Origin of the sequence: Bradyrhizobium sp. Rc3b (assembly GCF_900114915.1) — a bacterium.
Lineage (GTDB): Bacteria > Pseudomonadota > Alphaproteobacteria > Rhizobiales > Xanthobacteraceae > Bradyrhizobium.
Map to the genome: position 1 here is coordinate 366,288 of NZ_FOUS01000003.1, position 14,259 is coordinate 380,546.

The window sequence follows — 14,259 nt, forward strand, 5'->3', positions numbered from 1 at the left end:
GCCTGAGGTGGGGTCACCTCTCCCGCTTGCGGGAGAGGTCGCAGCGCGCCGGGCGATCCGAAGCATCGTCCCGAGCGATGCGGGTGAGGGTTCTCTCCTCTGGGGGACTGTCCCGTTGTGGAGATACCCTCTCCCCAACCCTCCCCCGCAGGCGGGGGAGGGAGCGCAGTCCCGTCGCGGACAGGCTCACTCATGCATCAGTGCGTCAATTCCTTCATCGCGCCCTCAAGCCCCTCGATCGTGATCGGGTACATCCGGTTGGCGAAAATGCGTTTGATGATGGTGGTCGATTCCGAATAATCCCAATGCTTCTGAGCGACCGGGTTCAGCCACACTGCATGCGGATAGGTGCGGATGATGCGGTCGAGCCAGACCGAGCCGGGCTCCTCGTTGACGTGCTCGACCGAGCCGCCGGGCACCATGATCTCGTAAGGCGACATCGAGGCGTCGCCGACGAACACGATCTTGTAGTCGTGCGGGTATTTGTGCAGCACGTCCCAGGTCGGCGTGCGGTCGGTAAAGCGGCGCTTGTTCTGCTTCCACACGCCTTCATAGAGGCAGTTGTGGAAGTAGAAATACTCCATGTGCTTGAACTCGCTCTTCGCCGCCGAGAACAGCTCCTCGACCTGCTCGATATGCGCGTCCATGGAGCCGCCGATGTCGAAGAACACCAGGAGCTTCACCGCATTGCGCCGCTCGGGGCGCATGTGAACGTCGAGATAGCCGTGATTGGCGGTCTCGCGGATGGTGGTGTCGAGATCGAGCTCATCGGGCGCGCCGGTGCGCGCGAATTTGCGCAGACGGCGCAGCGCCACCTTGATGTTGCGGATGCCGAGCTCGACATTACCGTCGAGGTCCTTGAACTCGCGCTTGTCCCACACCTTCACGGCGCGGTTGTTGCGGTTCTTCTCCTGGCCGATGCGCACGCCTTCGGGATTGTAGCCATGGGCGCCGAACGGCGAGGTGCCGGCGGTGCCGATCCACTTCGAGCCGCCCTGGTGGCGGCCCTTCTGCTCCTCGAGGCGCTTCTTCAGGGTCTCCATGAGCTTGTCCCAGCCCATGGCCTCGATCTGCTTCTTCTCTTCGTCGGTCAGGTATTTCTCGGCGAGCTTCTTCAGCCACTCCTCGGGGATCTCCGCCTTCTCCATGGCGTCGAGCAGGTTTTCCAGCCCCTTGAACACTGTGCCGAAAACGCGGTCGAACTTGTCGAGGTTGCGCTCGTCCTTCACCAGCGAGGTGCGCGACAGGTAATAGAAATTCTCGACCGAATAATCCGATAGATCGGCGTCGAGCGCCTCCATCAGCGTGAGGTATTCGCGCAGCGTCACGGGGACCTGCGCGTCGCGCAGAGAGGTGAAGAATTGCAGGAACATGGGTGACAGATTGCCCGTCGGGTGGCTGACGTCAAGGGGCGGAGACCGTCGCGGGGTGCTGGACCGGGAAGCTTTTTGCTCTAGAATTGGGGCTCTCACGGGGTTGTTTTGGGGACGTTTGCAATGGGAATTGTCGCAGCGCTCATCATCGGGGCGATCGCAGGCTGGCTTGCGGGCAAGATTGTCCACGGCGCGGGATTTGGACTGATCGGCAACATCGTCGTCGGCATCATCGGCGCGCTGGTCGCAAGCTGGGTGTTGCCCCAGCTGCACATTCAGCTGGCAACAGGCATGGTCGGCGCCATCGTGGACGCCACCATCGGCGCGGTGATTGTGCTCGTCATCCTTTCGCTGATAAAACGGGTCTGAAAGCCTGACCGAACCGGGAACGGCCGCCACGAGCGGCCGTTCCCTTGTCGCGACCGGGGCCATGACATTGGCAAATGCATCGCGCCGACGATTACCCAAGGACACGCAATGAAATTTACCGGCACCAAGGACTATGTTGCGACCGACGATCTCAAGGTCGCCGTCAATGCCTCGATCGTGCTGGAGCGCCCGCTGCTCATCAAGGGCGAGCCCGGCACCGGCAAGACCGTGCTGGCGGAGGAAGTGGCGAAGGCGTTGAACGCGCCGCTTTTGACCTGGCACATCAAGTCCACCACCAAGGCGCAGCAGGGCCTCTACGAATACGACGCGGTGTCGCGCCTGCGCGACAGCCAGCTCGGCGACGCGCGCGTGTCCGACATCAAGAACTACATCAAGCGCGGCAAGCTGTGGGAAGCCTTCACCGCCGAGCAGCGCCCGGTGCTCTTGATCGACGAGATCGACAAGGCCGACATCGAATTCCCGAACGATTTGCTGCTCGAGCTCGACCGCATGGAATTCCATGTCTACGAGACCGGCGAGACGATCAAGGCCAAGCAACGCCCGATCATGATGATCACCTCCAACAACGAGAAGGAGCTACCGGACGCCTTCCTGCGCCGCTGCTTCTTCCACTACATCAAGTTCCCCGATGCCGACACCATGCATCGGATCGTCGACGTCCACTTCCCCGGCATCAAGAAGCGCCTGGTGGAAGAGGCGCTGCGCATCTTCTTCGAGGTGCGCGAGGTGCCCGGCCTGAAGAAGAAGCCGTCGACCTCGGAGTTGCTCGACTGGCTCAAGCTGCTGCTCAACGAGGACATGAGCGTCGAGCAGCTGCGCGAGCGCGACCCGCGAAAGCTGATCCCGCCGCTGCACGGCGCGCTGCTCAAGAACGAGCAGGACGTGCATCTGTTCGAGCGGCTGGCGTTCCTGAGCCGTCGGGAAGTGTGAGACGCCTCGTGTAACGCACGGTGCCGTCGGGTGGGCAAAGGCGCAAAGCGCCGTGCCCACCATTTGCTTCTGGTGGGCACGCTTCGCTTTGCCCACCCTACGATGTTCGCGCATGTGGCAACAGCTTCGCCATTTCAGTCGCGTTTTGAATCGCAGACACGCCTTCGCGTCCTCGCGGCGCATCTCGCCCGAGCTTTGCTTCAATCGCTCCGCCCTCCAAGAACAAGGGCGCAGGGAAGGCCGGGTGCTGACCTCGCACCCGCGGTCTGCTGCGCAAAAGGCACACGCAGAAAACCGCACAGCAGCATACAGGTGGTGCCGAACACACGGCCTTCCCTGCGCGATGGTCGGACGGCTTATGCCGTGATCTCCCGGGAGCCGAACTTTCCCTCTGGCCTCCCTCGCCCCGCGAATTGACGATGCCGTCCGCCCGGTTGGGCTCGCGCGCATCTCCGCGAAGGGCTTGACCGTAGCAACGACGGACAGGACCACACGGTTTTGCCGTACGCGCTCAGCGCCGTTCGTCTACACGCGGCCTCGGGCTCACAGGGACTACCCGCCCTGCCCGCTACCGTCTCGTGCCGACGCTGCCGCGTCCACCGCAACCCGGCCCGCGTTTCGAACGACTCGCGAACCGCCCCTCTTCGTCGGGCCGGGCTGTCTCGATGTATGCCGCAATTCCGAATTTCGGTAAAGTGGAATATTTTTGCGCGCAGGGGTTGACGAGCGGCGACACAGCCGGGCTCGTAGGGTGGGTAAGGCGCACTTGCGCCGTGCTCACCACCTCTACAATGTCTCAACCGAAGGTGGGCACGCTTCGCTTTGCCCACCCTACGAAGCCCTACGCCACCGCAGCGTCCGGAATCCTTGCGGCTTCCATCGGCTGCTTGCCGCGGATGAGATCCGAGGCACGGTCGGCGATCATCATGGTGGAGGCATTGAGGTTTGCCGAGATCATGCGCGGCATGACCGAGGCGTCGATGACGCGGAGGCCTTCGAGGCCGTGGACGCGGAGCTGGTCGTCGACCACCGCCCAGGTCGAATCCGCCGGGCCCATGCGGCAGGTGCAGCCGGGGTGGAAGGTGGTGGTGCCGCGCTCGGTGGCGGCTTGCAAGAACTCGTCGTCGGTGTTGACGTTAGGGCCGGGGAAATCCTCGTAGGCGTAATAGGGCGACAACGGCGCGGACTTCAAAAGGCGCCGCGCGAGCTTCATGCCGCCGACGATGACGCGGCGGTCGAGCTCGGCGTCGAGATAGTTGGTCTGGATGATCGGCGGCGCGAACGGATCGTTGGAGCGGATGCGGACATAGCCGCGGCTCTCCGGGCGCTGCTGCCAGGACGCCACGGTCATGCCGGGCTCGTCCTCGAGCTGGCCCTGCACGCCTTCCTTGTAGGACGCCGGCGTGAAGGTGAGCTGGAGGTCTGAGCTCTCGGCGCTCTCGCCGGAATGCCAGAAGCAATAGACCATGGTCGGCGACAGCGAGAGCAGGCCGCGGCGCGCGGTCGCCCATTTCAGCGCCTCGATCCACAGCGAGAAGCCGCGGCGAAGCTCGTTGATGGTCTTGATGTCTTTGACGCGCGCCACCGTGCGCGGGGCATAGTGGTCCTGCAGGCCCTCACCGACCGGCAGCGCGTGACGCACCGCGATGCCGTGCTGCTGCAGCAGATCGGGCGAGCCGACCCCGGAGAGCTGCAAGAGCTGCGGCGAATTATAGGTGCCGCCGGAGAGGATGACTTCCTTGTTGGCGCGCACCTCCACCGGCGTGCCGCCGCGGCCGCCCTTGGTGTAGCGCACGCCGACGGCGCGCTTGCCCTCGAAGATGATCTCGGTCGCGTGCGCATGGGTGTGCACATGCACGTTGGGCCGCTTCATCGCCGGTTTGAGGAACGCGGTCGCGCCGGAGACGCGCAGGCCGTTGTTGATGGTGCGCTGGCAGTAGGAGACGCCTTCCTGGGTCTTGCCGTTGTAATCGGGATTGCGGGGAATACCGAGCGAGACCGCGCCTTCCATGAAGGCTTCGCACAGCGGGTCGCGCCACTCCATGGTGGTGACGGTGAGACTGCCCTCGCGGCCGCGATAGGTGTCCTCGCCCTCGCCCACGCGCTTCTCCAGCCGGCGGAAGTAGGGCAGCACGTCGGCATAGCCCCAGCCGCGATTGCCCATCTGCGCCCAGGTGTCGAAATCCATCCGCTGGCCGCGGTTGTAGATGTGGCCGTTGATGGAGGACGAACCGCCGAGCGTCTTGCCGCGCGGCGCATAGATGCTGCGCCCGCCGGTCCAGGGCCCCGGCTCCTGCTGGTAGGCCCAGTTGATGCTCTTCATGTGGAAGGTCTTGATGAAGCCCGCCGGCAGATGGATGTAGGGATGCCAGTCGGACGGGCCGGCTTCCAGCACGCAGATGCTGGTGTTGGGGTCTTCGCTCAGCCGGCTGGTGAGCACGCAACCGGCAGAGCCCGCGCCGACGATCACATAATCAAATCTGTCCATGGTGCCTCGGCCGCTCCTAGCGCGGCTTGTCGTTGAGTTGAAATTCCAAATGTGTCTTCACCGTCGGCCATTCGGCGGCGGTGATGCTGTAGACCACGGTGTCGCGCAGTGTGCCGTTCGGCGCGACCTGGTGGCTGCGCAGGATGCCGTCCTGCTTGGCGCCGAGGCGCTCGATGGCGCGGCGGCTCTGGTGGTTGAAGAAATGCGTGCGGAATTCGACCGCGATGCAGTTCAGCGTCTCGAAAGCATGGCGCAGCAGCAGCAATTTGCACTGCGTGTTGAGCGGGCCGCGCTGCGCGCTCTTGCCGTACCAGGTCGAGCCGATCTCGACGCGGCGGTTGGCGGCATCGATGTTCATGTAGGTGGTCATGCCGACGACGTTGCCGCCGGCGTCGAACACGGTGAACGGCAGCATCGAGCCCGCGGCCTGCAGCCCGAGGCGCCGGTCGATCTCCTTGGCCATGTTCTCCGGCAGCGGGATCGCGGTGTACCAAAGCTTCGACAGCTCGCCGTCCCTGACGGCCGTCACCAGCCCGTCGAGATGCTGATGCGACAGCGGCTCGAGACGGGCGTGCTGTCCACGCAGGGTGATGGGATCGGGCCAGGGCATTTGAGGTCTCTCCTTACGTCACTGTGCGCCGAGGCATTCCGGTGCCAGATCCTCATCCTGAGGAGCGCGGAACGGCGTCTCGAAGGATGAAGGCCCGGCTGGTGGCCTCGCCCTTCGAGACGCGCGCCAAGGGCGCGCTCCTCAGGGTGAGGGTCTGAGAGTTACCTCGCCTCCCGCACAATGACGGCTTGGCTCACTTGTTCAAAAAATTCAACGGCAATCCGCTGCGCGGCCAGTCCATGGCGACCAGCTCGCCCTTGCCTGACAGCGTGATGTAGGCCGTCTTCAGCTCGGGGCCGCCGAAGGCGATGTTGGTGGTGACGCGGTCGCCGGTCGGGACCTGCTCGACCAGCGTGCCATCGGGTGCGATCACCGAGATGCAGCCGGAGACGAGGGTGGCGACGCAGACATTGCCGCCGGCTTCCACCGCGAGCGAGTCGAACATCTGGTAGCCGCCGAGGCCGCAGATCGGCTTGCCGCGCTCGCCACGATAGATCACGTCGCGCGGCTTCAGCGTGCCGGGCGCGGAGAGCTCGTAGGCCCACAGCCGGCCGGTCGGCGTCTCCGCGATGTAGACGGTATTCTCATCCGGCGACAGCCCGATGCCGTTGGCCGGCAAAATGCCGTGCACGATCTCGACGAGCTCGGTCATCCCGGGCTTGAGGTAGTACATGCCGCCGACGTCCATCTCGCGCGCGCGGCGCTTGCCGAGATCGGAGAACCACAGGCCGCCCTGCTTGTCGAACACCAGATCGTTCGGCCCGCGCAGATCGTGCTCGCCGCATCTGGTGACGACGGTCTCGACCTTGCCGGATTGCAGATCGACACGCTGGATCGAGCCGCCGAGGTAATCGTCCGGCTGCGGGCCCGGCATGATCATGTTGCGGGTCGGGATCCAGGAGAAGCCGCCGTTGTTGCAGATGTAGATCTTGCCGTCGGGCCCGAGCGCGGCACCGTTCGGGCCGCCCGGAATCTTCGCGACGATCTCCTTGCGGCCGTCGGGATAAACGCGCGTCAGGCGCTGGCCACGGATCTCCACCAGCACCACCGAACCGTCCGGCATCACGACCGGCCCTTCGGGAAATTCGAGGTCGGTGGCGAGAACGCGGACGTCAGACATTGGGGACCCTCCCGGCTGCTTGTTATGGCTTGCACGGGATGTCCGGCACGGGCCCCACACGCAAGATTTGCCTGCGGTTATGACAAAGTCGCCTCGGCTTGCCAAGCAAGCGGGATGGTATGCCAGCGTTGCGGAAGCCCTAATGCTTCACCGGCAGCCAGATCTCGAAGCCACCATTCCCGGTTGCGGGATCGAACGCCTCGTCGTAGCGCTCGAAGCTCGGCGCGTCCGCGGCCGTCAATCCCGAGGCTGGCAGCCATCGATTCCAGATCGTGTTGACGGTGCGGCGGATCGAGGCGACGTGCTCGGTATGCGTGAACACCGCATAGCGCTGCTCAGGGATGCGGATGCGGGCGAAGCGTCGCGGCAGGTCCGAGAACTCGGCGACCTCGACGCCGGCGATGTAGTCGAAATTGCCGGAATCGTCGCCGTTGCAGCAGACGCCGTAGGCGACCTGTCCGACCCTCGATGGAATATCGGCGACCTCCTGATGAAAGCGGTGCCAGAGGCCGGGGATGACGGCGCCGTTGTCGCAGGAGATGCGCTCGCCGGGACCGGCGACGAGCAACGCCCGCTCGGTCTCGAAACGCGGCGGGGCGAGATGGTCGAGCATGGTGGAGTCCATGAGGATCGGCTCCTGAAGCTTGAGGTCATTGGCGCACATCGCCGCCCTGACCGCTTCGGGCGTGGTGCCGAATTGGTCGCGGAACGCGCGGGTGAAGGCTTCGTGCGAGCCGTAATCGGCCTCCAGCGCCAGCGACAGAATGTCGGGCGCGCCGTTCGCGAGAAGACGCGCCGCCTCGGTCAGCCGCCGCGCGCGGACGTAGCGCATCACCGGAAGGCCGGTGGCTGCGGCAAACGCGCGCACGATGTGGAACCGCGACACGCCCGCGATCGCAGCGATCTCGTCGAGCGTCATCGGCTCGGCCAGATGGCTCTCGATATACCAGAGCGCGCGTTGGGCAGGGTTCATGGCGGCTCAACCCTCGTTCGAAGCGTGACGATGATGCGCCCTCAGCGCCGGCTTCGCTTGATCGGCATTGCTGTGCTCGCGTGAGGATAGTCCGGGAAAAGCCACTGGCAACGCCCCGGCATTCGCGGCTAGACTGTTTCGAACCGCTCACGAGAAAGAGGAACCCCACGTCATGGACATCACCGATGTGCGGGCACACCATATCCGCATCCCCTATGACGCCGGTGTCGCGAGCTTTCGCCAGGGCGCGTCCGCGATTACCGCGCTCGACATGGTGCTGGTCGAGGTCATCACCGATGCCGGGCTGACCGGCTGGGGCGACGCCTTTGCCTATGTCTGCCCGCGCACCGCGCGCAGCGCCGTCGAGGAGATGATCGCACCGCAGGCCCGCGGGCTGAAGGTGCCCGATACGGCCGGCATTCCCGCTGCCATGGAGCAGATCCAGCGCAATCTGCATCTGTTCGGCCGCTACGGCATCACCATGTTCGCGATCTCAGCGCTCGACATCGCGCTGTGGGATTTGGCGGCGAAGGTGCAGGGGGTGCCCCTGCATCGCCTGCTCGGCGAGATCAGGCGCACGGCCATTCCCGCCTATGCGAGCCTGCTGCGGATCGGCTCGCCCGACAACATCGCGGCCGAATGCAGGAAGGCGCTCGCGCTCGGCTATGGCGCGATCAAGCTGCACGAGACCACGGCGCCGGCGGTGTTCGCCGCCCGGGAGGCGATCGGACCGACCGTTCCGCTGATGGTCGACATGAACTGCCCGCTGACGGCCGAGCAGGCGATCGCGTTCGCGACGACCTGCCGCGACGCACGGCCGATGTTTCTGGAGGAGCCGGTCTGGCCGCCGGAGGATTTCGCCGCGCTCGCCGAGGTGCGCAGCAAAGGCGGGCTCGGGATTGCCGCCGGCGAGAACGCCTGCACGGAATATCAATTCCGCCAGATGATGCAGGCCGGCGCGGTGAGCCACGCCCAGCCGTCGGTGACCAAGGTTGGCGGCATCACGGAATTTCTGAAGGTCGCGGCGCTCGCCGATCGGCTCGGCGTCAAGATCGTTCCGCACTCGCCGTATTTCGGTCCGGGCCTGCTCGCGACGCTGCACCTTCTGGCGACACGCGAGGACGGGCTGGTCGAAATGTTCTATCTCAAGCGCGAAGCCTGCCTCTGGAGCGGCCGCGCCGACAGCGATGCCACCGGCCATGTCGCGGTGCCCGCGGGCGCGGGGCTCGGCTATGAGCCTGATCGGGACGTGATGGAGCGCTATCGCGTGGCGTGATCGGCTCGCTTATTTCGCGTCCTTCGCCGCCGGCGCGTCCTGCTTCTTCTTCAGATCATCGGCCGTCTTCACCTGCGCGGCCTGGAGATCGCCGAGCGTCTTCTGCAGGCCGGCGAGGTTCGTCTTCAGCGCATCGATCTGACGGTTTGCTGCATCCAGCTTCTGCTGCTGGTCGAGCGCGAGCTTGGTGATCGTTTTCTGCAGGAAGTCGACATTGCTCTGCAGGCAGCTGGTGCGCCGCTCCATGGTCTTCTCGACCGTGCAGATCTCGATACCGGGCACGTCCTGCGCGTGCACCTGCGCATTCGCCAGCGTTGCGAGCAGCAATATTGCGAAACAAACGCCGGCGTTTCGAAGCAGCATGAAAGGTTCCTCTCCGATCGATCACGGCAATGTGCGCTGTTTGCGCACAGCCACTCAAGGCTACCACACTCGCACCGCATTCTCGCGTTGAGCTTGCATCGTTCCCTTGGACGGGGAACGATGATCCGCACGCGGAAGAAGTGGGCGCTCGTTCCGCGGCTTTGTTTAGGGGAGATTTTTGGAATGGCAACGCGCGATAGACGACTGGCGGAATTCGACGGCGCCGGAGAACCACCGCCGGGCCTGGCGCTCGAAGTGCTGTGCGAGGACCACAGCGGAACGTACCAACTGCCGTTCGCCTGTCGCTATGTCGAGGGACGCTGGCAGAACCACGAGGCCGGCATCGCGGTCGAAGCGACCGTCATCGGCTGGCGCCTGCCGCGCGTGAGGCAGCGCGGGGCCGCCTGACGCCCATATTTGTTCCAAAATGCAACGGGGCCGCGCTCCGTCTTAACCTTCGGAACGCGGCCCGAACGAATCACGTCCGAATCAGCCGAACGGACGTGTACGCAGCTGTTCACGGCTAGATATCGATGTGGCTTGGCCGGCGCGTACAATATCTGCGCAGCGCGGTGGATGGCCCACGCCTCGCACGGGCGCCAAAGGTTAATCGCGAAAAGGACATAGCGCTCAAGTTGCTGTGGCCGGTCCCCGCCCCCGAAACAGGCAGGGCCAGGCAAGGCCTGCCTAATATTCGACCTCGAGCTCCTCGATCTCGGCCGGCTCTTCCCTCGCCGCCGCGATCCATTCCTTCATCTCATCCATCGCCATGATGGTGTCGGCGTAGGCCTTCAGCTGCGGCTCGAGCTTGACGTCGTAGGTGACGAAGCGCGTCACCACGGGCGCGTACATCGCATCCGCCATGGTTCGCCGCTCGCCGAACAGGAACGGGCCGCCGGATTTCTCCAGACAGTCGCGCCAGATCGACCAGACCCGATCGATGTCGGCCTGCGCGCGCGACCAGATCTTGAAGCCGGGAAAACGTCCCTTCAGATTCACCGGCAGCGAGGCGCGCAGCGTGGTGAAGCCGGAGTGGATTTCGCCCGAGATCGAGCGGCAATGGGCGCGCTGCACGCGATCATCAGGCAGCAGCCCGGCTGACGGCATCGCCTCGTTGAGGTATTCGGCGATCGCCAGCGTATCCCACACCACGGCACCGTCGTGCCGCAGGCACGGCACCAGGATCGACGACGACAGCAAGAGGATTTCGGCGCGCGCCGACGGATCGTCCGGCGCGGTGACGATTTCCTCGAAATCGAGCCCGGAGAATTTCGTCAGCAGCCAGCCGCGCAGCGACCAGGACGAGTAGTTCTTGCTGCTGATGGTCAGAGTCGCCTTCGCCATATGGCCATTCCCTCACGCCTGGGCGCGCACTGCCGCGCGTGCGTGCCCCGTCCTTCCCGCCCAAAGAGCAGCAAGCGACGTGCCAATTTTCCCGGCGGTCCAGCTCCCATCTGGCTTCGATATTGCATCACGAAGGGGGGACAGGTGGGCACTTCAGTATGATGTCGATGTATTATCAGGCCTTTCAGAACCAGATGGACCTGACAGCGCCGTGGCGGGCGGGGGCTTCGTCCGCGCTCAAATTCCTCAATCTGGTGCCGCAGGGCATGTCGGACCAGGTCGTCGGCCGTCTCTCGGCGGCGCTGGAGCTGATCTCGCGCTCCACCCTCACCTATCATCGCCCGGCCTACGGCATCGACAGCGTCATGGTCGGCAATCGCGAAGTCGCCGTCACCGAGGAGGTCGCCTACGCGACACCGTTTGGCTCGCTGCTGCACTTCAGGAAGGACGGCGTGACGGAGCAGCCGCGCATGCTGCTGGTGGCGCCGATGTCCGGCCATTTCGCGACGCTCTTGCGCGGCACCGTGCAGACGCTGCTGCAGGACCACGACGTCTACATCACCGACTGGCACAATCCGCGCGACATTCCGCGCAGCGAGGGCCGCTTCGGGCTCGACGACTACACCGAGCATCTGATCGATTTCCTCGGACAGCTCGGCCCGCGCCCGCACATGGTGGCGATCTGCCAGCCGTCGGTGTCGGCGCTCGCGGCCGCCGCGATCATGTGCGAGGACAACCATCCCTCGCGCCCGGCGACGCTGACGCTGATGGCGGGGCCGATCGACACCCGCATCCAGCCGACCAGGGTCAACGACTTCGCCAAGAGCAAGCCGATCGAATGGTTCGAGCGGAACCTGATCAACTACGTGCCGATGCAGTGCCGCGGCGCGCTGCGGAAAGTCTATCCCGGCTTCGTGCAGCTCACCGCCTTCGTCTCGATGAACCTCGAGCGCCACATCAAGCAGCACATGGATCTCGCCAACCACATCGCCAAGGGCGAGAACGACAAGGCCGCGACCATCAAGACTTTCTACGACGAATATTTCGCCGTGATGGACCTGCCGGCCGAGTTCTACATCGAGACCGTGCGCGACGTGTTCCAGGAGCACCTGTTGCCGCAAGGCAGACTGATGCATCGCGGCCGCCCGGTGAACACCAAGGCCGTCAGCCGCATGGGGCTGATGACGGTCGAAGGCGAGAAGGACGACATCTGCTCGATCGGCCAGACGCTGGCCGCGCAGGACCTCTGCACCGGCGTGCGCGCTTATCGGCGCGTCCACCACATGCAGGCCGGCGTTGGCCATTACGGCGTGTTCTCAGGCCGCCGCTGGAATAACGAGATCTATCCGCTGCTGCGGGATTTCGTGCACGTGAATTCGTGACACCACGCCGCGGCGCGCTGGAATTGCTCTTCAAGCCCGTATCGAGCCGGGCCACGCGACGACTTGCCCTGACATCACCATGCGGTTGCGTCCGCCCTCCTTGGCGGCGTAAAGCGCCTTATCCGCAGCCGCTATCAGCGACGTGCAATCCGCCTTGTCGCCGAACGAATGATATGTGGCGCCACCAATGCTGAGGGTGACCTGCCTGGATGACGGGTTGAGCGCGTGCAGGATGCCGAGGTCCTCGATCGCCTGCCGGATTCGCTCGCCGACCTGCTCGCAACCTCCTGCGTCGGTATTCGGTAGCAGCAAGGCGAATTCCTCACCACCGTACCGGGCCGCCACGTCTGCCGGCCGTCTGGCCTGCTGCGCCAGGACCCCCGCGATTGAGCGGAGACATGAATCGCCCGCTTGATGCCCGTACCGGTCGTTGAAGCTCTTGAAATGATCGACGTCCATCAGCAGCAGTGACAGAGGCGTTCCTTCCCGCCTGGCCCGGTCCCATTCCGCCTCCAGCCGCTCGTCGAAGTGTCTGCGATTTGCCAAGGCCGTCAGGCCGTCCGAACTGGCGAGAGCCGCCAGCCTATCCTCCAGATCCTTGCGTTCGGTCATGTCGCGCGAGATCGCCACCACGCCGTTGATGTGTCCACTCTGCGCACTCCTCGTGACGCGCAGCGCAGTTTCGACCCAGATCTCTTCCTTCTCACGATGACGGGTGCGATACGTGATTCTCGCCTCCTCGGCTTCGCCGTTCATCAATGCGGAGAGCGTTTGCTCAACTCGGGCCAAATCCGCGGGATTGATGCCGGCGAGGGCTGATGTATTCACCAATTCGTTCGGAGCCCAGCCAAGGATTCGAGCGGTGGACGGCGACGCATAGAGGATCCGTCCATCGACTGCGACGCGCATGACCATGTCTCCCGACTGCTCTGCAAGGAGGCGAAAATCCGCCTCCTTGGCAACCAGGGCAGCGGCCATCTTCTGCCGCAGGTGCAACTGGCGCACCAGAAAGAGCCCGGCAACACCAAGCCCACCTGTCAGCGCCAGGACTGCGGCAATGCGCGTCAGCGCGGCTCTGCGCCAGGGGGCCAAGACGTCATCTTCTGATTCCGTAGCAACGAGGAGAACGGGGTAGCGGCTGCTGAGTTGATAGAAGCTCAGACGCCGAACGCCGTCGAGAGGCGACGTGAAGTAGTAGACGCCCGCAGCCGGCCGCTCGCGAATAGTCTTGAAAAGCGGAGCACTCGACAGATCGCGGCCCGTGTATCCGTTGTCCGGGGTACGCGCGAGGACAATGCCTCCCGCGGTCGCCAGAGCGATTGAACCATTCCGGCCAACGTCGAACCCGCGATAAAATTGCAGAAAATAGTCGACATCGATCGTCGTAAGGGCAACTCCGGCAAAACTGCCGTCAGGATGATTGAAGCGCCGTGACGCGGTGATGATCCATTGACCGCCCGATCTACTCTTCACCGGATTCCCAATGAAGGTGCCCCTGTCCGCCACGGCACGATGATGCTGGAAATAATCTCGGTCGCTGTTGTTGAGACGGGCGAAATCCACTGGCTCGCTGGTTGCGAGCCAGCGGCCGGTCTCGTCGTAGATAAATACGGCGCGGATCCGGTTCGCGGCTTTGCGTCGGGTCAAAAAGGTCTGAATCTTGGCGATTGCCGCTGGCCCGGCTCCCTCCAGTTCGAGTTGACCAACCAGCACATTCAGAACGGTGTCCGCGAGTTCGAACGTGTCGTCCGCGTGTTGCGTCAGCGACCGGGCCAGATTGGCCATGTCCGTTTCGGAACCCTTCAGCACCGCCAGTCGCGAGGACCATTCCCGCCAGCCGCTGAGCGCGACAATCGCCATACAGGCGACCGCCACGAATGCCGAGACCCAGAACGTCAGACGCCCCTGGCGAACATCACTACGGTGATCGATCAAGAGATGTTCCCTCCACCCCAACCCCGTAAACGCCTTGGGCTAAGGGATAGTTGCTCGTTCCGGTTGAGTTTCTGG

Annotated in this window: 13 protein-coding genes; 5 read left to right on the forward strand and 8 right to left on the reverse strand. The window is 64.3% G+C overall.

What is annotated here, in order from left to right:
• Positions 1–197: 197 nt before the first annotated feature.
• Complete coding sequence (locus BM190_RS08590; protein ID WP_028145611.1) at positions 198–1,373, reverse strand: vWA domain-containing protein; 1,176 nt, start codon at positions 1,371–1,373, stop codon at positions 198–200.
• Positions 1,374–1,496: 123 nt separating this feature from the next.
• Here BM190_RS08590 and BM190_RS08595 point away from each other — a divergent pair, with 123 nt between their 5' ends.
• On the forward strand, positions 1,497–1,742 hold the full coding sequence (locus BM190_RS08595) for a GlsB/YeaQ/YmgE family stress response membrane protein (RefSeq protein WP_092253581.1): 246 nt from the start codon (positions 1,497–1,499) through the stop codon (positions 1,740–1,742).
• A 108-nt stretch (positions 1,743–1,850) separates the two neighbouring features.
• Positions 1,851–2,693 (forward strand): AAA family ATPase, encoded by an 843-nt coding sequence (locus tag BM190_RS08600; RefSeq protein ID WP_018318586.1) that lies wholly within the window; start codon positions 1,851–1,853, stop codon positions 2,691–2,693.
• Positions 2,694–3,534: 841 nt separating this feature from the next.
• Here BM190_RS08600 and BM190_RS08610 read toward each other — a convergent pair.
• From BM190_RS08610 to BM190_RS08625, 4 genes are all read right to left on the reverse strand, one after another.
• Positions 3,535–5,181: a GMC family oxidoreductase gene (locus BM190_RS08610; RefSeq protein WP_092253583.1), complete on the reverse strand. Its 1,647-nt coding sequence runs from the start codon at positions 5,179–5,181 to the stop codon at positions 3,535–3,537.
• Between the two features lie 16 nt (positions 5,182–5,197).
• On the reverse strand, positions 5,198–5,791 hold the full coding sequence (locus tag BM190_RS08615; protein WP_092253585.1) for a GNAT family N-acetyltransferase: 594 nt from the start codon (positions 5,789–5,791) through the stop codon (positions 5,198–5,200).
• Positions 5,792–5,984: 193 nt separating this feature from the next.
• On the reverse strand, positions 5,985–6,911 hold the full coding sequence (locus BM190_RS08620) for an SMP-30/gluconolactonase/LRE family protein (protein WP_018318582.1): 927 nt from the start codon (positions 6,909–6,911) through the stop codon (positions 5,985–5,987).
• A 139-nt stretch (positions 6,912–7,050) separates the two neighbouring features.
• Positions 7,051–7,884 carry an AraC family transcriptional regulator gene (locus tag BM190_RS08625; RefSeq protein WP_092253587.1) on the reverse strand — a complete coding sequence of 278 codons (834 nt, stop codon included), beginning with the start codon at positions 7,882–7,884 and terminating at the stop codon, positions 7,051–7,053.
• Between the two features lie 172 nt (positions 7,885–8,056).
• Between BM190_RS08625 and BM190_RS08630 the strand changes: the two genes are divergently transcribed.
• Positions 8,057–9,160 carry a mandelate racemase/muconate lactonizing enzyme family protein gene (locus BM190_RS08630; protein WP_092253589.1) on the forward strand — a complete coding sequence of 368 codons (1,104 nt, stop codon included), beginning with the start codon at positions 8,057–8,059 and terminating at the stop codon, positions 9,158–9,160.
• Positions 9,161–9,169: 9 nt separating this feature from the next.
• Here the strand turns inward: BM190_RS08630 and BM190_RS08635 are convergent, their stop codons facing one another.
• Positions 9,170–9,523 (reverse strand): hypothetical protein, encoded by a 354-nt coding sequence (locus tag BM190_RS08635; RefSeq protein ID WP_092253592.1) that lies wholly within the window; start codon positions 9,521–9,523, stop codon positions 9,170–9,172.
• A 183-nt stretch (positions 9,524–9,706) separates the two neighbouring features.
• On the opposite strand from BM190_RS08635, the gene BM190_RS08640 reads away from it, so the two are divergent.
• Positions 9,707–9,931 (forward strand): hypothetical protein, encoded by a 225-nt coding sequence (locus BM190_RS08640; protein ID WP_018318578.1) that lies wholly within the window; start codon positions 9,707–9,709, stop codon positions 9,929–9,931.
• A 279-nt stretch (positions 9,932–10,210) separates the two neighbouring features.
• Here BM190_RS08640 and BM190_RS08645 read toward each other — a convergent pair whose 3' ends face one another.
• Complete coding sequence (locus BM190_RS08645) at positions 10,211–10,867, reverse strand: glutathione S-transferase family protein (protein ID WP_018318577.1); 657 nt, start codon at positions 10,865–10,867, stop codon at positions 10,211–10,213.
• Positions 10,868–11,025: 158 nt separating this feature from the next.
• On the opposite strand from BM190_RS08645, the gene BM190_RS08650 reads away from it, so the two are divergent.
• A complete protein-coding gene (locus BM190_RS08650; protein ID WP_092253594.1) occupies positions 11,026–12,249 on the forward strand; it encodes a polyhydroxyalkanoate depolymerase in 1,224 nt (407 codons plus the stop codon).
• Between the two features lie 30 nt (positions 12,250–12,279).
• On the opposite strand, the gene BM190_RS08655 is transcribed toward BM190_RS08650, so the two are convergent.
• On the reverse strand, positions 12,280–14,109 hold the full coding sequence (locus tag BM190_RS08655; protein WP_409362462.1) for a sensor domain-containing diguanylate cyclase: 1,830 nt from the start codon (positions 14,107–14,109) through the stop codon (positions 12,280–12,282).
• Positions 14,110–14,259: the final 150 nt, after the last annotated feature.

Coding starts and splice junctions, on each gene's coding strand:
- BM190_RS08590 (WP_028145611.1), bottom strand. CDS start 1,373: ATGTTCCTGCAATTCTTCACCTCTCTGCGCGACGCGCAGGTCCCCGTG.
- BM190_RS08595 (WP_092253581.1), top strand. CDS start 1,497: ATGGGAATTGTCGCAGCGCTCATCATCGGGGCGATCGCAGGCTGGCTT.
- BM190_RS08600 (WP_018318586.1), top strand. CDS start 1,851: ATGAAATTTACCGGCACCAAGGACTATGTTGCGACCGACGATCTCAAG.
- BM190_RS08610 (WP_092253583.1), bottom strand. CDS start 5,181: ATGGACAGATTTGATTATGTGATCGTCGGCGCGGGCTCTGCCGGTTGC.
- BM190_RS08615 (WP_092253585.1), bottom strand. CDS start 5,791: ATGCCCTGGCCCGATCCCATCACCCTGCGTGGACAGCACGCCCGTCTC.
- BM190_RS08620 (WP_018318582.1), bottom strand. CDS start 6,911: ATGTCTGACGTCCGCGTTCTCGCCACCGACCTCGAATTTCCCGAAGGG.
- BM190_RS08625 (WP_092253587.1), bottom strand. CDS start 7,884: ATGAACCCTGCCCAACGCGCGCTCTGGTATATCGAGAGCCATCTGGCC.
- BM190_RS08630 (WP_092253589.1), top strand. CDS start 8,057: ATGGACATCACCGATGTGCGGGCACACCATATCCGCATCCCCTATGAC.
- BM190_RS08635 (WP_092253592.1), bottom strand. CDS start 9,523: ATGCTGCTTCGAAACGCCGGCGTTTGTTTCGCAATATTGCTGCTCGCA.
- BM190_RS08640 (WP_018318578.1), top strand. CDS start 9,707: ATGGCAACGCGCGATAGACGACTGGCGGAATTCGACGGCGCCGGAGAA.
- BM190_RS08645 (WP_018318577.1), bottom strand. CDS start 10,867: ATGGCGAAGGCGACTCTGACCATCAGCAGCAAGAACTACTCGTCCTGG.
- BM190_RS08650 (WP_092253594.1), top strand. CDS start 11,026: ATGATGTCGATGTATTATCAGGCCTTTCAGAACCAGATGGACCTGACA.
- BM190_RS08655 (WP_409362462.1), bottom strand. CDS start 14,109: ATGGCGATTGTCGCGCTCAGCGGCTGGCGGGAATGGTCCTCGCGACTG.